The sequence below is a fragment of the Actinoplanes couchii genome, assembly GCF_016862075.1.
Lineage (GTDB): Bacteria > Actinomycetota > Actinomycetes > Mycobacteriales > Micromonosporaceae > Actinoplanes > Actinoplanes couchii.
Map to the genome: position 1 here is coordinate 79,702 of NZ_BOMG01000055.1, position 22,387 is coordinate 102,088.

The window sequence follows — 22,387 nt, forward strand, 5'->3', positions numbered from 1 at the left end:
TGGGCTTGCGGGTACGCAATCTTCCGGCCCCGGTGAAACGGGTCGTGCACCTGGGTTCCCGTGGGTACGGGCGGCTCACGTCGGAGAGCCGGATGCTGCCGTCCTTCCTGATCTGCGGCGGGCAGCGGTGCGGCACCACGTCGCTCTACCGCGCCCTGGCCCAGCACCCGGTGGTGCTCAAGGCGGTGCTGCACAAGGGTGTGCACTACTTCGACACGTCGTACCACCGGGGGCCGGAGTGGTACCGCGGGCACTTCCCGAAGATCCGCCGGGCCGAGAAGATCGCCGACAAGTACGGGATGCTCGCGCAGACCTTCGAGTCCAGCCCGTACTACATGTACCACCCGCAGGCGGCGGCCCGGATCGCCAAGGACCTGCCGGCCGCGAAGATCGTGGTGCTGGTCCGTGACCCGGTGGAACGCGCCTTCTCGCAGCACCATCACGAGGTGGCCCGCTCCTACGAGACGGAACGGGACTTCGGGTCGGCGCTCGCCCTGGAACCGGCCCGGGTGCAACGGCAGGAGGTCCGGCTCGCCCTCGACCCCCGGCACTACAGCTTCGCCCACCAGCACCACGCGTACCGGGCCCGCGGCGAGTACGCCCGCTACCTGAGCGTGATGGTCCAGCACGTCGGCCGGGAACGCATCCACGTGGTGGAGAGCGAACGGTTCTTCAGCGACCCGGAACCGGTGTACGACGAGATCTGCGCGTTCCTCGGGCTACCGGCCGACCTGGAGCGGCCGGTGTTCGAGCAGCACAACGCCCGCCCCCGGGAGTCCGACATGGATCCGGGGCTGCGGCGGGACCTGAGCGAGTACTACCGGTCGCACGACGAGGCGCTCGGCGCCTGGCTGGGGCACACCCCCGTGTGGCGCCGCGGGTGACGGCCGCCACCGTCGAGGCGACCACCGGAGCGGCCCGCGGCGGCCTGGCCAACATGGCCGGATCGGTGCTGGCCGGCGGCACCGGAGTGGTCGTCACCTGGATCGTGGCGCGGGCTCTCGGGCCCGAGGAGGCGGGCGCCTTCTTCGCCGCGACGGCCGCGTTCGTGCTGGCCGGCGGCCTGGCGAAACTGGGCACCAACACCGGGCTGGTCTACTGGCCGGCCCGGCTGCGGGCCACCGGGCAGAACCACCTGCTCGGCGCCTGTCTGCGAACCGGGATCCCGCCGGTCGCCGTCTTCGCGCTGGCGCTGGCCGTGACGATGTGGCTGGCCGCGCCGTGGCTGGCCCGGCTGACCGCGGGCGAGGCCCCGCACGTGGTCGCGCAGCACACCGCCGGGCTGCGGGTGCTCGCCGTCTTCGTGCCGTTGCAGGCGCTCACCGACGTGCTGCTCACGGTGACCCGCGGTTATCGGAGCATGCGCCCGACCGTGCTGCTGGACCGGGTGCTGCGCAGCGGGCTGCAGCTGCTCGCGGTCAGCGCCGCGGGCGTGGCGGCGCTGTGGGCGGCCGCTTCCCTGCCGGTGTTCGCCCTGGCGTGGGCCGCGCCGTACCTGCCGGTGGTGATCCTGGCCGGATTCGCGGCTCGGCGGGCGTACCGCAGCGGACTTGATCTCGAAGGGACGCCGACCCGGACCGAACGACGGCGCCTGCGCCGGGACTTCTGGGTCTTCACCGGGCCCCGGGCGGTCGCGGCGGTCGCCCAGCTGGCCCTGCAACGGGTGGACGTGCTGCTGGTGGCGGCGCTCGGCGGGCTGACACCGGCGGCGATCTACGCGGTGGCCGGGCGGTTCGTGGTGCTGATCCAGTTCGCCAACCAGGGGCTGTCGCAGTCGGTGCAGCCGCGGCTGGCCGAGGCGCTGAGCACCGGCGACCACGACGCGGCCCGCCGTCTCTACCAGGTGGCGACCGGCTGGCTGGTGCTGGTCACCTGGCCGATCTGCCTGCTGGTGATCGCGTTCGCGCCGTGGTACCTGCGGCTGTTCGGCGCCGAGTACGCGGCCGGCGTGCCGGTGGTGCTGGTGCTGGCCGGGGCGATGCTGGTGGCGACCGGCTGCGGCATGGTCGACATGGTGCTGGCGATGGCCGGCCGCACCTCGGCGAACCTCGGCAACGTGCTGATCGCGCTCGCCGTCACGGTCGGCCTGGACGTGCTGCTGATCCCCCGCTGGGGCGCGCTCGGCGCGGCGATCGGCCTGGCCGGGGCGATGGTGGTGAACAACCTGCTGCCGCTGGCGCAGGTCCACCACGGCACTGGACTGCACCCGTTCGGCCCCGGCACCCTCTGCGCGGCGCTGCTGGCGACCGCCTGTTTCGGCACCGTCGTCGTCTTCCCGGCGGCCCTCGTGGTCGCCGTACCGGCCTACGCCACGGGGGCGTGGCTGCTACGCGGGCGACTGATGCTCGCAGCGTTCAGGAGGAACAGATGACCAGCGATTACACCGCGGTGTTCCGGGACACCGAAGCGGTCGAGAAGTACGAGACCGTGACGTACGCACCGGACAGCTACGCGTCGCGGATCAACGACCGGCAACGGGACTACCTGCGGGCCCTGGTGCGCCGCGAGTACACCGCGAACCCGCCGGTGCACCACGACTTCGCCTGCGGCACCGGCCGGGCCGTCCGGGCGCTGCACGGGCTGGTCCGGGAGGCGCACGGCTACGACACGTCGGCCGAGATGATGGCGAAAGCCGCCGAGGTCGGGTCACGGGCCGAGTGGCACACCGTCGCCGGGGACGGTCCGGTGCCGCAGCCGGTGGCCGCCGGGTTCCCGGCGATCGTCACCATCTTCCGGCTGCTGCTCAACGTGGACGAACGGGTCCGCGACCGGGCCATGGCGTTCGCCGCCAAGGTGCTGCCGCACCGCGGATCCGGGCTGCTGGTGGTGGAGAACCACGGCAACGCCGGTTCGGTACGCCACCTACGGGCCCGCCGGCACGACGGGGAACGCTGGTTCGCCGAACTCGCGCACGCCGACGTGGCCGCGTTGATGAACCGGCACGGCTTCGAGATCGTCGAACGCCGCGGGTTCTCCATGCTCACCCCGTCACTGCACGGCAACCGGGTGGCCCGGTTCGCCGACGCGGCGGCCCGGCGGCTGCCCGGCAGTGACGCGTACGCGGTGAACGTGCTCTACACGGCTCGGCGGATCCATGCGTAGGGGACTTCTCCTGCTGGTGGTCGTACTGCTGCTGGGGGGTTGTTTCTCGGATCCCCCGGACCCGCCCGCGCCACAGCCCTCCCCCGACCTGACCGCGTCGCCCCGGGCCGTCGCGGTCAACCCGGGACCGTTCCGGGCCGGGCCGTTCGCCCCACCGGCGCGCGGGGCCTACTTCGGCGCCTGGATCAAACCCGAACAGCTCACCCACGTCGGCCGGATCGCCGCGGTCGGCACCCTGGAACAGTCGATGGGGCGGCAGCTGGACTTCCTCAACACCTACCGGCGGTTCGAGCAGATGATGGGCACGTCGTCGGACCAGGCGTTCCTCGACGACAACGCGTCCCTGATGATCAGCTGGGCGACCGGCGACAACCGGTCCATCCTGGCCGGTGAACACGACGACCTGATCCGTAAACAGGCGGTCGCGGTCCGGAAGATCGGCAAACCGGTCATGCTGCGGATGCGCTGGGAGATGGACCGGCCCAACCTGCGGGCCACCATGTGGTCCGGGGAGGACTACATCGCCGCCTGGCGGTACGTCCGGAAGATCTTCCGCGAGGAGAAGACCGAGAACGTCTCCTGGGTGTGGTGCCCCACCGCCGAGGGGTTCGTCCGGGGTGACGCGCCGGCCTTCTACCCCGGTGACGACCAGGTCGACTGGACCTGTGTGGACGTCTACGCCGGATTCGAGTTCCGGCCGATCGGGCAGCTGATGGGACCGTTCCTGGAATGGGCGGCCCAGCGACCGAAACCGATCGTGATCGGCGAGTTCGGGGTGGCCAAGGCGTGGGGATCGGAGGCCCGCGCCGCCTGGATGAAGGACGCGATCCGCACCTTCAAGGCGAACCGGCAGATCAAGGCGGTCGCCTACTTCGAGTCCGATCCCGAGGGGAACGGGCCCAACCAGCAGTTCCAGCTCACCGGCGACAAACGGGCCTTCCGGGCGTTGCTGCGGCTGGCCAAGGATCCCTACTTCAATCCTTGATCTTTTCCAGGAACTCCAGGCGATTTCCGTGTACGTCCGCTGAGTAGAGCCGCCGGTGACCCGGGAAGTGGGGATCCCACTCGGCCGGGTGCCCGGCGGCCTCCAGCGTCGCGGCCAGCGCGTCGAGGTCGCTGACCAGCACACCGGGGTGCGACTTGCGGGCCGGGGTGAAGTCGGGGACCGGGGACAGGTGCACCTCCCAGCCGCCGGCCCGGAACCAGCAGCCACCACGGGCGGCCAGCACCGGCGGCTTGATCACTTCGGTCATGCCGAGGACGCCGCTGTAGAAGTCGCGGGCCGCGGTCTCGCCGCCGGGCGGGATCAGGAGCTGGACGTGGTGCAGGTCTTCGATACGGAAGGTCATGGGATCATCTTAGCAAGACGTACGTACGGTTTGCTTTCCTCGGCCGCGCCGAAAAATGTCGTACGTGTGTTCCATAGTGGGGGCAGTCAACAACGACCTGACCAACGGGGGTGTCACCGATGTCCCACCTCGACGACTTCTTCGACGAACAGAGCGAGATCATCGGCCGGTTCGGGTGGGCCGTGGTCCACGTGCTGCCGACCGACGACGACCCGGCCGAGACCGTGCCGTTCGCCTACACCGTCGGCCTCACCGGCTACGGCTTCCCCGAGCTGACCGTCGCCGGCCTGCCACCGGAGACCGGCCACGTGCTGCTCAACGAGGTCGCCGGGCGGGTCCGCGACGAGGGCCTGCTGCTCGGCCACGGCCAGCGGATCCGCGGCCTGATCAACGGCCAGGAGGTGCGCATCGTGGCCGGCGAGGCCGACGAGACGCTGTTCCCCGGCGCGGCCCTGATGCGCTACGGCGACGACCGGGTCACCCTGCTGCAGATCGCCTGGCCCGACCCCGCAGACCGTTTCCCCTGGCAGTCCGGCTACGACGCGGGCGCCTTCCCCCAACCGACGATAGGAGCCCTGCGCCGCCGGGCGTCCCGGCGGTGCACCGCTTTCCGGGGCGTCCCCGGAGGCCGGGCCCGCCGGGCCCACCGCCACCGGGCGGCCCGCGCTTCCCACCCGAGCGGAGAGGGCGGCGGCAACTGACCCACCCACGGATCCGGGCGCGTGCGGTCAGCGCCCGGACCCGCGGTGCGACCGTTCCCTTCCCTGACGGCGCCCCGAACGCTTCCGGTCCCTGGCCGCGGCCCGAGCCTTTCCCCTCCCAGACCGCTGACTGAACGCTTCCTTCCCGGACCGCGACCCGGTGCGCCACATCGCGGTCAGGGCGGGGGCCGGGATCAGGGGCGGGCAGCCGCGGCCCGGCGGCGCGGGGCCGAGGCCAGGAGCCGGAGGGCATAAGGCGCATCGTGTCGCAGGTAGCGGCCGGCCAGGCGGCGCGGTTCGGTGCCGAGGCGATGCGCCCATTCCAGGCCGGTTCGCTGCATCCATCGTGGAGCGCGCGCCACATCACCGGCAACGAAGTTGACCGCGGCGCCGCATCCGACGAACCAGGTGTTGGGGAGTTCAGGACGGAGGCGTTCGATCACCACTTCCTGCTTGGGAAACCCCAGTCCGACAAAGACCAGGTCAGGTTGAGCTTCGATGACACGGGCGCAGACCTCGGCAAACCCGGCCTCATCCTCCTCGAACCCATGGGCCGGACTGAGGGTTCCGGCGATCCGCAGGCCGGGACTCGCCCGCAGGAGCCGAGCCGCCGCTCGAGCCGCCCCATCCCCGATGCCCACAGCGCCGCCGATCTCAGAAGCACTCATTTCAGTAGCACCGATGCCAGAGGCACCAATGTCGGAAGCGCCGTGGTCAGAGGCACTGGTGCCGGAAGCACCGATGCCTGAGGCCTTGACGTCAGAGGTACCAGGGACGCCATGTCCACCTCGGCCATCGCTCTTCACCCCGGAGCCGCGGACCACGACAACACCTTCCCGCTCGGCGGCGAGGTCATCCACAGCCCCATCACTCACAGCAACCGCACCGCTTTCCTTCACCAGGTCTGCGGCTCGGTCTGTATCGTCCTCATTCGCCGCAAATGCATCACCTTCACCCGCTGCGGAGGTTGTCCGGGACAGGCCGTCCTTACTCATCGCAACCTTGGTGTGGGTCATGCCGCTCATATCCACGTCAGCTGCACCGCGGGCCGAGCCACCCTCGACCACCGCTACTACCGTGCAGATCGCTTCTGCCTCACTCGCCGCGACTGCCGTCCTGGCCGCGTTGCCTTCATCCGATCCGGCTGCCGGGTGAGTGGAAGATTCCAGGTCCGTCCTCTTTGCCGCCGCCGGTTGGGCAGCAATGCCGTCGCCCACTGAGTCCGCCGCGAGGGACATGCCAACCTCGTCTGTCTCGGTGGCCGCGTGTGGTGCGGAGACCTGGCCACCCTTCTTCGCCGCTGCCGCGCGGGCCTTGGCGATCGTGGCGTGGGCTCGAGCGGTTGCGGCCCGGCTTCGCGCTTTGGTGACGCGCGCCTTGGGCACCGGAACCGCTCCTCTGGCGGCAGGCCGACCGGAGGCCGCACGGCCAGAAGCGGCACGATCGGCGACCGCGCGGTCGGAGGTGACGCGGTCAGAGGACACAAGGTCGGCAAGTTCGGCGCGGCCGGACGCCTCACGGTCAGAGGTCTCACGGTCAGAGGTCTCGCGGTCGGCGAATGTGGTGCGGTCGGCGGTGGTGCGGTCGGATGCCTCGCGGTCTGCGGTTTTCGTGCGGTCGGGGGTGGCAAGGTCGGCGACCGCACGATCACCCGCCGCACGGACAGAGGCCGGGTGGTTGGCGGTGGAGTCGTTGGTGGTGGGGGCGCCGCCGATGACGAAGATGCTTCGGGCGTCTCTTCCCAAGCCTGCGGCCAGGGACCAGATCAGGCTGCTGCCGGCTACCCGTTCCGGGAGGGGGGAACCGCCCAGGCGGCTGGCCCAGATCAAGGGCATGCCGTCGGCGACGATCAGGTCGGCGTCGTCCAGGTGGCGGCGGGCGGACGGGTCGACCGAGATGCGGCGCAGGATGTCGATGTTGGGGGTGATGATGCGGCCGCCGCGGCCTCGGGACAGCGAATCGCGGACCACGGCCACTACCTCGTCCTCGGTGATGCGGTCGACGCCCGTACCGTCGAGGTCCACACGGTCGAAAGCCTCGATAGACACCTAGCGACTCCTTTTGCCTGATTCACTCGTTACCTGAGCGAAACGATTGAAGGCGGGCCAAAGTGGCACAAGTGCTTTTTCTAGGCGGATTCGGACGAAGCGGAACCACTCTGGTCGAACGTCTTCTCGGTGAGCTGCCGGGGGTGTGTGCTCTCGGTGAGGTCGTCCACCTGTGGCAACGTGACATCCGCGACGACGAGCGCTGTGGCTGCGGGGACCGGTTCTCCGGCTGCGACTTCTGGCGCCGGGTCGGTGACCAGGCCTTCGACGGCTGGGCGAACGTCGACGTGGCCCGGGTGCATCAACTGCGGGACGCGGTCGAGCGGACCCGGCACATCCCCCGCCTGGCCTCGGCCTCGACCGCTTCCGGCGAGGTGCGGGAGTACGCCTCCTACTACGCCCGGGTCTACGCCGCCGCGGCCGAGGTGTCCGGCGCCCGGCTGGTGATCGACTCGTCGAAGCATTCGGCGCTGGCCCATGTCCTGCGCTGGGCCGACGACGTGGATCTGCGGGTGGTGCACGTGGTCCGGGACGCGCGCGGGGTGGCGTACTCATGGACGAAGACCGTCTCCCGTCCGGAGAGTGACGGTGCCGACCAGATGACCCGCTACTCCCCCGGCCGGTCGGCGCTGTTGTGGAACGCGCACAACGCCGCGTTCGGCCTGCTCGCCCGCCGGGGTGTGCCGGTGCGCCGGATCCGCTACGAGGAGTTCCTCGCCGATCCGCGGGCCGGGCTGCTGGAGTTGGCCGGGTTCGCCGGGCTGCCGTTGTCGGACGCGGATCTGCACTTCCTGCGGGGTGGGCACGCGGATCTGCGGGCCGGGCACAGCGCGGCCGGCAATCCGATGCGGTTCACCGTCGGGCGTCTGACGCTGCGCCGCGACGACGCCTGGGTGCGGGCGTTCCCGCGGTCGCAGCGCCGGTTGGTGGGCGCGGTCTGCGGACCCCTTCTCCGGGCGTACGGCTATCCGATCTCGATCGTCCCGGAGGTGTGATGAACTGGCCGTCCGCGGGCGTGGTGATCCCCACCCGGAACCGCCCCGAGCTGGTGCGCCGGGCGATCGACGCGGTCCGCGCGCAGAAGTATCCGGGTGAGTTGCGGGTGGTCGTGGTCTTCGACCAGGCCGATCCGGACTATCAGCTGGCGTCGGCCGGGGACGTGCCGGTGCTGGTGCTGACGAACATGCGGGCCGAGGGCCTGGCCGGTGCGCGGAACACCGGCGTGCTGGCGCTGGACACCGATCTGATCGCGTTCTGCGACGACGACGACCGCTGGCTGCCGGACAAGTTGCGCCGTCAGGTGGCGGCACTGCTGGCCGAGCCGGAGGCCGAGTTCGCGACCTGTGCGATCGAGGTGGAGTACGAGGGCCGGTGCACGGCCCGGCTGGCCGGCCGGAGCCGGGTGTCGATCGACGATCTGGCCCGGTCCCGGATGTCGATGCTGCATTCGTCGTCGTTCCTGATGCGCCGGGAGGCTCTGGGCGCCGACGCGATCGGGCTGGTGGCCGAGGACGCGCCGGGCAGTCAGAACGAGGACTGGGATCTTCTGCTCAGGGCGGCCCGCCGGACGCCGATCGTGCATGTGGACGAGCCGCTGGTCCGGGTGCTGTGGGGGCGAACCTCGCATTACGCGTACGAGTACGCCACCAAGATCTCGTCGTTGCGCTGGATGATGCGCCGGCATCCGGAGATCAGCGGCTGCCGTCCGGGTGCGGCCCGGGTCTACGGTCAGCTGGCGTGCTGGTCGGCGGCGTCCGGCAATCGGGGGGCGGCGTGGCGGTACACCCGGGAGGCGGTGCGGGCGAACTGGCGGGAGCCGCGGGCCGCGATCGCGCTCGCCGCGATGACCGGTGCGGTGAAGGTGGAGAATGTGCTGTCGGTCCTGCACAGGCGGGGACGCGGTATCTGAGCACACCCTTTCGAACTCACCCGATCACCAGGTACTGTTCGAGTGTGTTCGAAATAGTGCGGACGACCTGATGCTGGCGCAGCAACGCCAGGCCGCGATCCTGGACCGGGTCCGGGCCACCGGCGGCGTCCGGGTCACCGAGCTGGCCGCCGAGTTCAGCGTCTCCGACATGACGATCCGCCGCGACCTGGAGGCGCTGGCCGAGCGTGGCCTGCTGGCCAAGGTGCACGGCGGCGCGACCACTGTCGCCCCCGGTTCGGCCCACGAGCCCGGCTTCACCGCCAAGTCGGTGCGCGAGCGGGGGGAGAAGACGGCGATCGCGATGCGGGCCGCCGCCCTGGTCTCCCCCGGCGACGCGATCGCCCTGTCGGCCGGCACCACCACGGCCGAGCTGGCCCAGCGCCTGGTGGACGTGCCGGCGCTGACCGTGGTGACCAATTCGATCCCGGTCGCCGACGTGTTCTACCGGGCCGGGCGGGCCGACCAGACAGTCGTGCTGACCGGGGGTACACGTACGCCCAGTGATGCTCTTGTCGGTCCGGTCGCCGTCGCCGCGATCGGCACCCTGCATCTGGACATGCTCTTCCTCGGTGTGCACGGCATGAGTGAGCGGGCCGGCTACACCACGCCCAACCTGATGGAAGCCGACGTGAACCGGGCCCTGGTGGAGGCCGCCGAGCGCCTGGTGGTGCTCGCCGACCACACCAAGTGGGGCACCGTCGGCATCTCCTCGATCGTCCCGCTGTCCCGCGCCCATGTGCTGATCACCGACGACGGCCTGGACGAGGGCGCGCGCGAACTTCTTTCGGAAACCGTTCCTGAACTCGTGGTGGTGAACCCGCAGTGAGCCCGACCCGGTCGACCGTCCGCCTCTCCGACGGCCGTGAGCTGATCTATTTCGACGAGACCCCCGACAGCGGCCGGGCCGGGTTCGCGGACCGGCGGCAGCTGCCGCCCCCGCCGCCGGCCTCGCAGTTGCGCTACGACCCGCTGACCGACGAGTGGATCGCGGTCGCGGCGCACCGCAACACCCGCACGTTCCTGCCGCCGTCGGACGCGTGCCCGCTCTGCCCGACGACCGAGCGGTTCGCCAGCGAGATCCCCGCGCCGAGCTACGACGTGGTGGTCTTCGAGAACCAGTTCCCGTCGTTCTCCGACCGCATCGTGCCGGACGAGATCACCCAGGTCACCGAGATGGTGCCGGTGCGCCCGGGGCACGGCCGGTGCGAGGTGGTCTGCTTCACCAGCGATCACAACAGCGCCTTCGGCGCGCTCCCGGCCTCCCGGGTCCGGACCGTGGTGGACGCCCTCGCCGACCGGACCGCGGAGCTGTCCCGGCACCCGGAGATCGCACAGGTCTTCCCGTTCGAGAATCGGGGTGTCGAGATCGGTGTGACGCTGCATCACCCGCACGGTCAGATCTACGCCTACCCGACGGTGACCCCGAAGACCGCCGCCTACCTGCGCGCCGCGAAACGGCACTTCGACGAGACCGGCCGCAATCTGTACGCCGACGTGCTCGCCGCCGAGCAGGAGGCGAAGGTCCGGGTGGTCGCCGCGAACGAGCACTGGACGGCGTACGTGCCGGCCGCCGCCCGCTGGCCGTTCGAGGTGCACATCGCCCCGCACCGGCAGGTGCCCGACCTGCCCGCGCTGACCGACGCCGAGCGGGACGCGTTCGGCCCGCTCTACCTGGACATCCTGCGCCGGTTCGACGGCCTGTTCGGTAAGCCGATGCCGTACATCTCGGCCTGGCACCAGGCGGTCACCGGCGAGGGCCGCGACCTGGGTTACCTGCACATGCAGCTGTTCAGCATCCGCCGCGCGGCCGACAAGCTGAAGTTCCTGGCGGGCTCGGAGTCCGCGATGGGCGCCTTCGTCAACGACATCGTCCCGGAGGCCGCCGCCCAGCGCCTGCGCGACATCTGATCAGAAAACGACAGCGGGGCCGGTGGGTGAACCCACCGGCCCCGCTGTGTTTCTGTTTACGCCAGGGCGCCGTCGACCGTGAGGGTCTGGTCCGTGACCACGGTCCAGATGCCGGGCACGAACTGGCGGGCTCCGTCCCGTGTCGAGATCGCCACCGTGTAGTCACCGGCGAAGACCGAGTTGATGACGTAGTCGCCGTCGTCGTTGGTGTCCGCCTGCCTGACCACGGTCCCGTCCTGGTAGAGGACGACCTCGCCCCAGGACAGGGGCGTGCCGTCGGCCCGGGTGACGTGCCCGACGACCGTGCCGGTGCCCAGCAGTTGCTCGTCGAGACGGGTGTTGCCGCCCGCCACCACGGTGTAGGTGCCCGCCCTCGCCGGTGTGATCGCCCGCGGCGCCCACTGCTCCGACCCGCCGGACGCCTGGAAGGAGACCTGGTGGGCACCCGCGAAGACGGTCAGCGCGTAGGAGCCGTCCGAGCCGGTGGACCCGTAGACCGCGCCCGATCGAACATGGGCGCCGGAAGCCGGGGCCCCGGCCGGATCGGTCACCACGCCGCTGATCGTGCCGAGCGGCAGCTGCTGCTCGTCGACGATGCGGGTCGCGCCGTCGGCCACCGTGTAGACCTGCGCCGCTGCCTTGTCGACCCGGCCCGGCGACCACTGGGCCAGCCCGTCGTTGTCGAAGGCGATGATGAAGTCGCCGGCCGGCACGGTGGTCTCGTAATGCCCGGCGGCATCGGTCCAGGCGTGCTGGTAGTGGTCGGAGCCGTCACCGTTCCAGATGCTGATCATCGCGCCGTCGATCGGCGCTCCGGCCGCGGTGGTGAAGACGCCCTGCACGGTGCCGGCGCCCGCGGCGAACGCGGGTGCGGCGAGCGCGGTGGTGGCGAGCAGGCCGGTGGCCGCCGCCAGGCAGAGTCGTCCCAGCAGAGAGTTGGTCATTCATTTCCCCCGTGGAAATAGATTGATCATCCACAGGAGATCATAGTGTTGATCGATGTCGAAGGGGAGCCCGGGACAAGGCTCCCCTTCGATTGTCGAACGATGTGGGTGGTCGGCGGGTTACGCGCCGTAGTATGCGTTCGTCATGATTCGGGTCATGTCGGCCAGCATCGGCATCCGTGGGTTGGCCGGGGCGCACTGGTCCAGGTAAGCGTTCATCGCCTGCTGTGGCAGCGCGTCCAGGAACTCCCGCTCGCCGACTCCGGCGTCCTGGAAGGACGGTGGGATGCCGACCGCGTCGCGGAGTCTCTCGACCGCCTTCGCGTACGACTCGACGCCCTGCTCCGGGGTCTCCGCCGGTAGTCCGAGGTGCCGGGCGATGTCCTGGAAACGTTCCGGGGCGACGTACCGCTCGTACTTGGGCCAGCTGTTCAGCTTCGCCGGGACGGTGCCGTTGTGCCTGATCACGTGCGGCAGCAGGATCGCGTTGGTCCGGCCGTGCGCCACGTGGAAACTGGCGCCCAGGGTGTGTGCCATCGCGTGCACGATGCCGAGGAACGCGTTGCCGAACGACATCCCGGCGATGGTTCCGGCGTTGTGCATCTTCTCCCGGGCCCGCGGGTCCTCGGCGCCGGCGACGACGGCGCGCTCCAGGTTCTGGAAGATCAGCTTGATCGCGTGCAGGGCCAGACCGTCGGTGAAGTCGCTGGCGTAGACCGACACGTACGCCTCGGTGGCGTGGGTCAGCGCGTCGAAGCCGCTGTCCGCGGTCACCACCGGCGGCAGGTCGGCGGTCAGGTGCGGGTCGATGATCGCCACGCTCGGGGTGAGGGCGTAGTCGGCGAGCGGGTACTTCTGCCCGGTCGCCGTGTCGGTGATCACCGCGAACGGCGTGACCTCGGCGCCGGTCCCGGAGGTGGTCGGCACGCAGACCAGCTTGGCGACCCTGCCGAGCGTGGGGAACTTGAAGGCCCGCTTGCGGACGTCGAAGAACTTCTCCTTCATGTCCGCGAAGTCGACGTCCGGGTGCTCGTAGAGCAGCCACATCACCTTGGCCGCGTCCATCGGCGAGCCACCGCCCAGGGCGATGATCGTGTCCGGCCGGAAAGATCCCATCAGAGCGGCGCCGGTACGCACGGTGTCGATGCTCGGCTCCGGCTCGACCCCGTCGATCACCTGGATCGTCACCGGTTCCGGGCGCTCGCGCAGCACGTTGCTGATCCGGTCCACGTACCCGAGCCGGGTCATGGTGTGGTCGGTGACGATGGTGACCCGGCTGACCTCGGGCATGTCCCGGAAATAGCGGATGGCGTGCGGCTCGAAGTACATCTTCGCGGGCACCTTGAACCACTGCATGTTGTTCGTCCTACGGCCGATGCGCTTGATGTTGAGCAGGTTGAGGGCGGACACGTTGTCGGAGACCGAGGTGTGCCCGTACGAGCCGCAGCCGAGGGTCAGCGACGGGCGGAATCCGTTGTAGATGTCGCCGATGCCACCCTGCGAGGCGGGCGCGTTCCAGATGATCCGGACCGCCTTCATCCGCTTACCGAACCGCTCCGCCAGGGCGGTGTCCGTGGCGTGCACGACCGCGCTGTGCCCGAGGCCGTGGAACTCGACCATCTGTTCGGCGTACCGCAAACCCTGCTCTTCGGTCTCGGCCTTGAGCACCGCCAGAACGGGGCACAGCTTCTCCCGGCTCAGCGGCTCGGCCGGCCCGACCTCGGTGATCTCGGCGAGCAGGATCGAAGTGTCCGCGGGGACGCTGAATCCGGCCCGCTCGGCGATCCAGGCGGCGGACTGCCCGACCACCGCGGCGTTGAGTTTCCGGCCGTCCGGGAAGACGAAGTCCCGCAGCAACTTCGTCTCGTCGGCGGTCGCCGGGTGGGCGTGCAGGCGGCGGAGTTCGGTGAGCGCCTGCTCCGCGATCGACGCGTCCAGGACGACGGCCTGCTCGGAGGCGCAGATCATGCCGTTGTCGAAGGTCTTCGAGGTGACGATGTCGTGGGCGGCCCGGACCACGTCGGCGGTGCGGTGGATGTAGGCGGGCACGTTGCCGGCGCCGACGCCGAGGGCGGGCTTGCCCGTCGAGTACGCGGCCCGGACCATCGCGTTGCCACCGGTGGCCAGCACCGTCGCGACCCCACGATGGTTCATCAGCGCGCTCGTGGCCTCGATGGACGGCTGCTCGACCCACTGGACGCAGTCCTCCGGGGCGCCCGCCGCGATCGCCGCGTCCCGGACCACGCGGGCCGCCGCGGCGCTGCACTCCTGGGCGTTCGGGTGGAAGGCGAAGACGATCGGGTTGCGGGTCTTCAGCGCCAGCAGCGCCTTGAAGATGGTGGTCGAGGTGGGATTGGTGACCGGGGTGACCGCAGCGACCACCCCGACCGGGTCGGCGATCTCGGTGATCCCGTCGACGTCGTCGCGGTGGATGATCCCGACCGTACGCATCCCGGCCATGCTGTTGGTGACGTGCTCGCAGGCGAAGATGTTCTTGACGGCCTTGTCCTCGAACACCCCGCGCCCGGTCTCCTCGACCGCCAGCCGGGCCAGTTCACCGTGCTTGTCCAGGGCCGCCACCGAGGCCTTGCCGACGATGTGGTCGACCTGTTCCTGGGTGAAGTCCGCGTAGGCGGCCAGCGCCTTCTCCGCGGCACCGACCAGGACGTCGATCTCGTTCATCTCACGCTCCTTCGTCGACTTCAATCGTCGTCGCGGAGGTGGGAACCCCGAGAGTGCAGAAGGTCCCGCCACAGGCGGGACCTTCTGTCAGTTAACGAGCACTCAGGCGGCGAGCTTGCGCGCCAGGTTCTCCTCGAGCGCGGTCAGGAACTCGTCGGTGGACAGCCACGGGGCGTCCTTGCTGATCAGCAGCGCGAGGTCCTTGGTCATCTGACCACCCTCGACGGTCTCGATGCAGACCTGCTCGAGCGTCTCGGCGAACTTGGTGACCTCGGGGGTGCCGTCCAGCTTGCCGCGGTGCTTGAGGCCACCGGTCCAGGCGAAGATCGAGGCGATCGGGTTGGTGCTGGTCTTCTCGCCCTTCTGCCACTGCCGGTAGTGCCGGGTGACCGTGCCGTGCGCGGCCTCGGCCTCGACGGTCTCGCCGTCCGGGGTCATCAGCACCGAGGTCATCAGGCCGAGCGAGCCGAAGCCCTGCGCGACGGTGTCGGACTGCACGTCACCGTCGTAGTTCTTGCAGGCCCAGACGTAGCCGCCCTCCCACTTCATCGCGGCGGCGACCATGTCGTCGATCAGCCGGTGCTCGTAGGTGATGCCGGCTTCCTTGAAGGTCTCCGCGAACTCGGTCTCGAAGACCTCCGCGAACAGGTCCTTGAAGCGGCCGTCGTAGGCCTTCAGGATCGTGTTCTTGGTGGAGAGGTAGACCGGGTAGTTGCGGGCCAGGCCGTACCGGAACGAGGCACGCGCGAAGTCGCGGATCGACTCGTCGTAGTTGTACATCGCCATGCCGACGCCACCGGCCGGGAAGTCCGTGACCAGGAACTCGATCGGCTCGGAGCCGTCCTCCGGCGTGAAGGTGACGGTGAACTTGCCGGCCTTCGGCGCGACGAAGTCGGTCGCCTTGTACTGGTCGCCGTGGGCGTGGCGGCCGATGATGATCGGCTTGGTCCAGCTCGGGACCAGGCGCGGCACGTTGTTCATGATGATCGGCTCACGGAACACGACGCCACCGAGGATGTTGCGGATCGTGCCGTTCGGCGACCGCCACATCTTCTTCAGGCCGAACTCCTCGACCCGCGCCTCGTCCGGCGTGATCGTGGCGCACTTGACGCCGACGCCGTGCCGCTTGATGGCGTTCGCCGCGTCGATCGTGACCTGGTCGTCGGTCTCGTCCCGGTACTGGATCGACAGGTCGTAGTACTCGAGCTCGACATCCAGGTACGGCAGGATGAGCTGCTCCCGGATCTGCTTCCAGATGATCCGGGTCATCTCGTCGCCGTCGATCTCCACGACCGGGTTCTTGACCTTGATTTTCGCCATCGGCCGGCGCTCCTCTCCCGAAACACACGCTTAGCAGTACGAGCGTACTGCCCACCCGCCGGAGATCGCCGGGCGGCCCCGCTCTACCATCCCAGGCCCGGCCGACTCGCCATGCCGGTTTAGCATCTAGCGGTGATCCTCGATCTGTTGTGGAAACAGTACCGATGGTGGTCCGTGGCCCTGATCGTCACGCTGTTGATCGGGTTGTTCCTGGTCGGTGGATACACGGTGGAAGCGCTGGTCATCGCCGCGCGCTGGGCCACCGGCGGACACCTCGGGGCGATGGCGGTCATCGGCTGGCTCTTCTGGTTCGCGCCGTTCGGGCTGCTCTGGGCGGTGCTGCTCCGGGGCCCCGACTCCGTCGTCTGTCTCGGGCTGCTGATCCTGCTCACGCCGGCCACGCTGGCGTGTTTCCCGGGCGGCTACAACGAGACGCTGGCCGAGGCGATCACCGGGCCCGGCGGGGCCGCCTTCGTGGCCGGGGCCCGTAACGGGGCCCTGGGCGGGCTGATCCCGACCGTGGTGGTGCCGTTCGTGGTCTTCAACGAGTCGCTGCGGGCCCGGTTCGACGACCGGACCCTGCGCCTGATGATGGTCGCCCCGGTGGCCACCGTCCTGATCGCGACCATGATCGCCGCCGTCGTACTGGCCCCATGAGTCTCACCCGCCCATGAAAAAAGCCGGGGCGTCAGCCCCGGCTTCCTCCCGAAAACGGATCAGAGGTTCGCGACGTCCGCCTGCTTGGCCCGGACCGCCTCGGCGGCCTCCTTCAGACCGGCGATCTCGGAGTCGGTCAGCTTGTCCTCGACGATCTTCTTGATGCCGGAGGCGCCCAGCTCGGCCTCGACACCCAGGTAGACGCCGGAGATGCCGTACTCACCGTCGACCCAGGCGCAGACCGGCAGGACCACACCGGAGTCCTCGGCCACGGCCTTCGCCATCCGGGCCGCGGCGGCCGACGGGGCGTAGTAGGCCGAACCGGTCTTCAGCAGCGCCACGACCTCGGCGCCACCGTTGCGGGTGCGGACCACCAGCTCCTCGATCTTCTCGGCCGGGAGCAGCTCGGACAGCGGCTTGCCGTCGACCGTGCAGCGCGACGGGACCGGCACCATGGTGTCGCCGTGCGAACCCAGGGTCAGCGCCTTCACGCTGGCCACCGGGACGTTCAGCTCCTCGGCGATGAAGTTGGTGAAACGGGCGGTGTCGAGCACGCCGGCCTGGCCGAAGACCTGGTTCTTCGGGAACTGGGTGGCGAGCTGGGCCAGCGCGGTCATCTCGTCGACCGGGTTGGACACCACGATCACGACAGCGTTCGGCGCGTACTTCTTGATGTTCTCCGCCACCTGGCGAACGATCTTGGCGTTGACCTCGAGCAGGTCCATCCGGCTCATGCCCGGCTTACGCGGCAGACCGGCGGTCACCACGACCACGTCGGAGCCCTCGATGGCCTCGTAGCCCGCGCCGGTGGCCGGGTCGGTCGAGACGCCGACGACCTTGGTCTCGAAGCCCTCGATCGCCCGGGACTGGTTGATGTCGAGCGCGATACCGGCCGGCTTGCCGTCGATGATGTCGGTGAGGACAACCGTCTCGAAGATGTCGTACTCGGCGAGACGCTGCACTGTCGTGGACCCGTAGAAACCGGCGCCTACGACGGTTACCTTCTTGCCCATAGCTCTGCTCTCCCAGTCCTGGCGATTTTTCGCGACCGTATCAGCCGGTTAACGGCTGGTTACCAGCCGGTCGGCTGAACGGGAGATAAGCCACGCTCAGCCGACCGGCTCGCTATCAGTGGTAGAAGTGCCGGGTGCCGGTCAGGTAGACGGTCAGGCCGGCCTTGGCCGCCGCCTCGATGACCTCGGCGTCCCGGATCGAGCCGCCCGGCTGGGCGACCGCCTTCACACCCGCGTCGATCAGCACCTGAAGGCCGTCCGGGAACGGGAAGAACGCGTCGGACGCCGCCACGCTGCCCTCGGCCCGCTCCGCGCCGGCCCGGTTCACCGCGAGGTGCGCCGAGTCGACCCGGTTGACCTGGCCCATCCCGACACCGACCGTGGCGCCGTCCTTGGCCAGCAGGATCGCGTTGCTCTTCACGCCGCGCACGGCCCGCCAGGCGAACACCAGGTCGGCCAGGTCGGCGCCGGTCAGCGCCTCGCCGGTGGCCAGGGTCCAGTTCGCCGGGTCGTCGCCCGATGCGTCGACGCGGTCCGCGGACTGCACCAGCACACCGCCGCTGACCTGCTTGATCTCGGCCGGGGCCGGGTTCCAGGCGGGCGCCGCGAGGACACGCAGCTTCTTCTTCGCCCGGAAGACCTCAAGGGCCTCCTGCTGGTACGAGGGAGCCACGATCGCCTCGGTCAGGATGCCGTCGAGCTGCTTCGCCAACTCCACGGTCACCTCCTGGTTGACCGCGATCACACCGCCGTACGCGGACAGCGGGTCACAGGCGTGCGCCTTGCGGTGCGCCTCGGCGACGTCGGCGCCGACCGCGATACCGCACGGGTTGGCGTGCTTGATGATCGCCACGCACGGCTCGGTGAAGTCGTTGGCGCTGCGCCACGCGGCGTCCGCGTCGACGTAGTTGTTGAACGACATCTCGATGCCGTGCAGCAGCTCGGCCTGGGCGAGACCGGCGGGCGCCGCCGCGTCGACGTAGAGCGCGGCCTGCTGGTGCGGGTTCTCCCCGTACCGCAGGGTGTTCTCCAGCTTCAGGGCCAGGCCCTCGAACGCCGGCCACTGGGCGTTCTCGGTCAGCGCGGTGGCGGTCCAGCGGGCGACCGCCACGTCGTACTCGGCGATGTCCGCGAAGGCCCGGGCGGCGAGCACCTTGCGCTCGGCCAGGGTGAAACCGCCCGCCTTGACCGCCTCGGCGATCAGCCCGTAAGCGTCGACCGAGGTCACCACCGCGACCGACGCGTGGTTCTTGGCGGCGGACCGGACCATCGCCGGGCCACCGATGTCGATCTTCGCGATGCAGTCCTCGACACCGGCGCCGGACGCGACCGTCTCGGTGAACGGGTAGAGGTTGCTGACCAGCAGGTCGAACGGCTCGATGCCCAGCTCGGCCAGCTCCTGGACGTGCCCGTCCAGCCGCAGGTCGGCGAGCAGGCCGGCGTGCACCTTCGGGTGCAGCGTCTTGACCCGGTCGCTGAGGATCTCGGGGAAGCCGGTCAGCTCCTCCACGCGGGTGACCGGCACACCGGCCTTCTCCACGGTCGACGCGGTCGACCCGGTGGAGACGATCTCCACACCGGCGGCGTGCAGGGCCTGGGCCAGCTCGACGATGCCGTCCTTGTACCAGACGCTCAGCAGCGCCCGCTTGACCGGACGACGCCCCTCGGTAGAGGTGCTCACGGGATCCTTACCTTCCTGTCCTGGATGGTCCAGCCGTCCCGGACCAGCTTGCCGACGTGGTCGACCAGCTGGACCCGCTCGGCCACCTTGATGCGCTCGGTGAGGGTGTCCTCCGTGTCGTCGTCGAGCACGGGGACCACGGTCTGGGCGATGATCGGCCCGGTGTCGACACCGGCATCGACGAAGAACAACGTCGCTCCGGCGACCTTCACGCCGTAGGCGAGCGCGTCCCGCGGGCCGTGGATGCCGGGGAACGCGGGGAGCAGCGCGTTGTGGGTGTTGATGTAGCGGTCGCCGAACGCGTCCAGGAACTGTTTGCCGGCCAGCTTCAGGAAGCCGGCCGAGATGACCAGGTCGGGACGGTGCTCGGCGACGTGGCCGGTGAGGGCGGCGTCCCAGTCGTCACGGGTCGGGTAGGCCTTCACCGAGTCGACGAACGTCGGGATCCCGGCGGCACTGGCGATCTCCAGGCCGGCGATCCCGTCCCGATCGGCGCCGACGGCGACCACGACGGCCCCGTACGCCGGATCGGCTGTCGCTTCGAGAAGAGCTTTCAGATTGCTGCCCGATCCGGAGATGAGGACGACCAGGCGGGCGGGCGCGGGGTCAGTCACGTTTGCACACCCTATCGCCTGCCCGACCGCTCAGGCGCGGCGGGAGAAGGCCCTAGTGGCGGCCGCTCCGACACCCGCCGACACCGCCACCACGATCGCGGCGACCACGCCGACCTGTATCGGGTCGGGCCCGATCTGCGAGAGCCGGCCGGAACCGAGCGCCCCGCCGGAGGCCCCGGCGAGCACTCCCAGGATGACCCCGGCGACCGGGCCGGACAGCAGCCCGGACAGCACCACGAGCTGCCAGGAGGGTTCGGTGGCGGCGGTCTTCCGGGTGGCGCGCCAGGCGCTGTCCCGCCCGTACCGCAGCCGTTGGGTGAGGGTCCACCCGGCCACCGCGCCGGCGATCACCGGCAGGGCGAGCAGCAGGGTGCCGGTCGCGCCCATCGGGCCCTCGGGCAGCCCGGCGACCAGCGGCAGCATCGGCGGCGGGCCGTAGGTGACGTCGGTGAGGCCGATCGCGGTGTCGGTGCCGAGCGCGAAACCCGGCCCGAGGAGGTAGGCGGTGACCCAGATCGAGGCGTTCACCGCGTAGCCGATGCTGACCAGGGTGATGCCGGCCTGACCGGCGACACCGGTCTGGTAACCGGAGATGATCTTGGCGGCCTGAGCGCCGCCGAGCGCGACCGCGAGCCCGCCGACCACCGCGCCGGCGCCGAGGATCAGGAACGCCGCGACCAGCCCGGTCCGGGCACCGTGCCGGACCGCCGGCGGCACCCGCCGGGCCAGGGTGGCGACGGCTCCGGTCCCGCGGACCGCGCCGATCAGCGTGCCGAACAGGCCGAGGACCAGGAAGTGCGCCGCGGCGCGGGCGGGTGAGACCTCGGTGCCGCGGCCGTCGACGAGGACGGCGGTCAGGGCACCGACCATGGCGTACGCCGTACCGACCACCACCGTGACCAGCAGCGCGCGTTTCACCGAGCCGCTGTGCCGGGCCCCGGTCGCCCGGGTGACGTGCAGCCCGGCCCGGTTCAGTCGCCAGATCATCAGCATCGTGAGCAGCAGCGGCGCGAGAGCCAGCGGCCCGATCGAGGTGCCGATCGGCACGCCGTGCCCGAGCAGCCAGCCGGCCGCCCCGGCGTGGATCGCCCCGGTCAGCCCGCCGGAGCCCTCCAGGGTGCGGGCCAGCCCGATCACCGCGGCCACCGGCAGATAACTCAGCAGCGCCGCCCAGAAGGTCGCGAACAGCGCCGCGACCAGCAGTGGCGCCCGGCGGCCGGACGACGGACGGCGCTGGGTGGGCACCCGGACGGTGTCCTTGCGGGCGAGCATCGCGTCGTCGACGACGACGGTGTCCCGGGCCTCCACCGCCTCGGTGGGCCGGTCCTCGGCAGACCCGTCCTCGACGGGCCGCTCTGTCGCCGCGGTGTCACGCACCACGGACTGGAGCGCCTCGGCGACCGCGAACGGGTCCTCCGAGCCGCCGGGCCGGTCGGTTGTACGGGACATCGCGCCTACTTTTCCATGCCGTGGCCACTACGGCGACGCAGAAAGCACGGCGCGCCGCCGATCAGGTCCTTCCCTGATCGCCGGCGCGCCGAAACCATCGCTGTGATCAGCTCAAGATGTCCCGCATGAGCTGGGCGGTCTCGGACGGCGTCTTGCCGACCTTGACACCGGCCGCCTCCAGGGCGACCTTCTTCGCGTCGGCGGTACCGGCCGAGCCGGAGATGATGGCGCCGGCGTGGCCCATCGTCTTTCCGGGCGGGGCGGTGAAGCCGGCGATGTAGCCGACGACCGGCTTGGTGACGTTGGCCTTGATGAACTCGGCCGCACGCTCCTCGGCGTCGCCGCCGATCTCACCGATCATCACGATCGCGTCGGTCTCCGGGTCCTCCTGGAAGGCCTTGAGCGCGTCGATGTGGGTGGTGCCGATGATCGGGTCGCCACCGATGCCGACGGCGGTGGAGAAACCGAACTCCCGCAGCTCGTACATGAGCTGGTAGGTCAGCGTGCCGCTCTTGCTGACCAGGCCGATCCGCCCCTGCGGGGTGATGTCGGCCGGGATGATGCCGGCGTTCGAGGCGCCCGGCGAGGCGATGCCCGGGCAGTTCGGGCCGATGATCCGGGTCTTCTCACCCTTGGCCACGTTGTACGACCAGAAGGACGCCGAGTCCTGCACCGGCACGCCCTCGGTGATCACGATGGCCAGCGGGATCTCGGCGTCGATCGCCTCGACCACGGCGGCCTTGGTGAACGCCGGCGGCACGAAGATGACCGACACGTCGGCGCCGGTCTCCTTGATCGCCTCGGCCACCGACGCGAAGACCGGCAGCTCGGTGCCGTCGAAGTCGACCTTGGTGCCGGCCTTGCGCGGGTTCACGCCGCCGACCACGTTGGTGCCCGCGGCGAGCATCCGCTTGGTGTGCTTGGAACCCTCGCCACCGGTGATGCCCTGGACGATGACCTTGGAGTCCTTGGTGAGCCAGATAGCCATT

General features: G+C 70.1%; 20 protein-coding genes. 10 read left to right on the forward strand and 10 right to left on the reverse strand.

Annotation, left to right across the window (positions count from 1 at the left end; translation table 11 throughout):
- The first annotated feature begins 5 nt into the window (after positions 1-5).
- Genes Aco03nite_RS21960 through Aco03nite_RS21975 form a run of 4 tightly spaced genes read left to right on the forward strand, consistent with a single transcriptional unit; the run spans position 6 to position 4,087 of the window.
- Positions 6-884, forward strand: coding sequence for a sulfotransferase family protein (locus tag Aco03nite_RS21960; protein WP_203797521.1), 879 nt, complete (start codon positions 6-8; stop codon positions 882-884).
- Entirely contained in the window at positions 881-2,371 is a 1,491-nt protein-coding gene (locus tag Aco03nite_RS21965) for a lipopolysaccharide biosynthesis protein (RefSeq protein ID WP_239145333.1), read from the forward strand. Before Aco03nite_RS21960 ends, Aco03nite_RS21965 begins: the two co-directional genes overlap by 4 nt.
- Positions 2,368-3,102: a methyltransferase domain-containing protein gene (locus Aco03nite_RS21970; protein ID WP_203797411.1), complete on the forward strand. Its 735-nt coding sequence runs from the start codon at positions 2,368-2,370 to the stop codon at positions 3,100-3,102. The genes Aco03nite_RS21965 and Aco03nite_RS21970 overlap by 4 nt, the downstream gene beginning before the upstream one ends.
- Positions 3,095-4,087, forward strand: a complete 993-nt coding sequence (locus tag Aco03nite_RS21975) for a glycosyl hydrolase (RefSeq protein WP_203797412.1) — start codon at positions 3,095-3,097, stop codon at positions 4,085-4,087. Before Aco03nite_RS21970 ends, Aco03nite_RS21975 begins: the two co-directional genes overlap by 8 nt.
- On the opposite strand, the gene Aco03nite_RS21980 is transcribed toward Aco03nite_RS21975, so the two are convergent.
- Positions 4,077-4,451, reverse strand: coding sequence for a VOC family protein (locus Aco03nite_RS21980; protein WP_203797413.1), 375 nt, complete (start codon positions 4,449-4,451; stop codon positions 4,077-4,079). The two genes, Aco03nite_RS21975 and Aco03nite_RS21980, sit on opposite strands and share 11 nt — an antisense overlap.
- A gap of 119 nt (positions 4,452-4,570) precedes the next feature.
- Here Aco03nite_RS21980 and Aco03nite_RS21985 point away from each other — a divergent pair, with 119 nt between their 5' ends.
- Positions 4,571-5,152, forward strand: coding sequence for a DUF4262 domain-containing protein (locus Aco03nite_RS21985; RefSeq protein WP_203797414.1), 582 nt, complete (start codon positions 4,571-4,573; stop codon positions 5,150-5,152).
- A gap of 194 nt (positions 5,153-5,346) precedes the next feature.
- Here Aco03nite_RS21985 and Aco03nite_RS53065 read toward each other — a convergent pair whose 3' ends face one another.
- Positions 5,347-7,200, reverse strand: a complete 1,854-nt coding sequence (locus Aco03nite_RS53065; protein ID WP_239145334.1) for a WecB/TagA/CpsF family glycosyltransferase — start codon at positions 7,198-7,200, stop codon at positions 5,347-5,349.
- A 62-nt stretch (positions 7,201-7,262) separates the two neighbouring features.
- Here Aco03nite_RS53065 and Aco03nite_RS22000 point away from each other — a divergent pair, with 62 nt between their 5' ends.
- The 4 genes from Aco03nite_RS22000 to galT all read left to right on the forward strand — a co-directional run bounded on the left by Aco03nite_RS22000 (position 7,263) and on the right by galT (position 11,038).
- Complete coding sequence (locus Aco03nite_RS22000) at positions 7,263-8,195, forward strand: sulfotransferase (RefSeq protein WP_203797415.1); 933 nt, start codon at positions 7,263-7,265, stop codon at positions 8,193-8,195.
- Positions 8,195-9,109 carry a glycosyltransferase family A protein gene (locus Aco03nite_RS22005; protein ID WP_203797416.1) on the forward strand — a complete coding sequence of 305 codons (915 nt, stop codon included), beginning with the start codon at positions 8,195-8,197 and terminating at the stop codon, positions 9,107-9,109. Before Aco03nite_RS22000 ends, Aco03nite_RS22005 begins: the two co-directional genes overlap by 1 nt.
- 70 nt (positions 9,110-9,179) lie before the next feature.
- Entirely contained in the window at positions 9,180-9,956 is a 777-nt protein-coding gene (locus Aco03nite_RS22010) for a DeoR/GlpR family DNA-binding transcription regulator (RefSeq protein WP_203797417.1), read from the forward strand.
- A complete protein-coding gene (gene galT / locus Aco03nite_RS22015; RefSeq protein WP_203797419.1) occupies positions 9,953-11,038 on the forward strand; it encodes a galactose-1-phosphate uridylyltransferase in 1,086 nt (361 codons plus the stop codon). Before Aco03nite_RS22010 ends, galT begins: the two co-directional genes overlap by 4 nt.
- A 56-nt stretch (positions 11,039-11,094) precedes the next feature.
- On the opposite strand, the gene Aco03nite_RS22020 is transcribed toward galT, so the two are convergent.
- From Aco03nite_RS22020 to Aco03nite_RS22030, 3 genes are all read right to left on the reverse strand, one after another.
- Positions 11,095-11,982 carry a carboxypeptidase-like regulatory domain-containing protein gene (locus Aco03nite_RS22020; RefSeq protein ID WP_203797420.1) on the reverse strand — a complete coding sequence of 296 codons (888 nt, stop codon included), beginning with the start codon at positions 11,980-11,982 and terminating at the stop codon, positions 11,095-11,097.
- A gap of 120 nt (positions 11,983-12,102) precedes the next feature.
- Positions 12,103-14,736 (reverse strand): bifunctional acetaldehyde-CoA/alcohol dehydrogenase, encoded by a 2,634-nt coding sequence (gene adhE / locus Aco03nite_RS22025; RefSeq protein ID WP_307837653.1) that lies wholly within the window; start codon positions 14,734-14,736, stop codon positions 12,103-12,105.
- A 30-nt stretch (positions 14,737-14,766) separates the two neighbouring features.
- Positions 14,767-15,984: an NADP-dependent isocitrate dehydrogenase gene (locus Aco03nite_RS22030; RefSeq protein WP_203797422.1), complete on the reverse strand. Its 1,218-nt coding sequence runs from the start codon at positions 15,982-15,984 to the stop codon at positions 14,767-14,769.
- Between the two features lie 132 nt (positions 15,985-16,116).
- Between Aco03nite_RS22030 and Aco03nite_RS22035 the strand changes: the two genes are divergently transcribed.
- Entirely contained in the window at positions 16,117-16,641 is a 525-nt protein-coding gene (locus Aco03nite_RS22035; protein WP_203797423.1) for a hypothetical protein, read from the forward strand.
- A gap of 59 nt (positions 16,642-16,700) precedes the next feature.
- On the opposite strand, the gene mdh is transcribed toward Aco03nite_RS22035, so the two are convergent.
- The 5 genes from mdh to sucD form a co-directional block, all read right to left on the reverse strand.
- A complete protein-coding gene (gene mdh, locus Aco03nite_RS22040) occupies positions 16,701-17,654 on the reverse strand; it encodes a malate dehydrogenase (protein ID WP_203797424.1) in 954 nt (317 codons plus the stop codon).
- Between the two features lie 115 nt (positions 17,655-17,769).
- The gene (purH, locus tag Aco03nite_RS22045) at positions 17,770-19,335 is read right to left on the reverse strand and encodes a bifunctional phosphoribosylaminoimidazolecarboxamide formyltransferase/IMP cyclohydrolase (protein ID WP_203797425.1); all 1,566 of its coding nucleotides are present in this window, start codon (positions 19,333-19,335) and stop codon (positions 17,770-17,772) included.
- A complete protein-coding gene (gene purN / locus Aco03nite_RS22050; protein WP_203797426.1) occupies positions 19,332-19,949 on the reverse strand; it encodes a phosphoribosylglycinamide formyltransferase in 618 nt (205 codons plus the stop codon). The genes purH and purN overlap by 4 nt, the downstream gene beginning before the upstream one ends.
- Before the next feature lie 30 nt (positions 19,950-19,979).
- Positions 19,980-21,398 (reverse strand): cell division protein PerM, encoded by a 1,419-nt coding sequence (locus tag Aco03nite_RS22055; protein WP_203797428.1) that lies wholly within the window; start codon positions 21,396-21,398, stop codon positions 19,980-19,982.
- Between the two features lie 106 nt (positions 21,399-21,504).
- Positions 21,505-22,386, reverse strand: coding sequence for a succinate--CoA ligase subunit alpha (gene sucD / locus Aco03nite_RS22060; RefSeq protein ID WP_203797430.1), 882 nt, complete (start codon positions 22,384-22,386; stop codon positions 21,505-21,507).
- Position 22,387 lies beyond the last annotated feature (1 nt).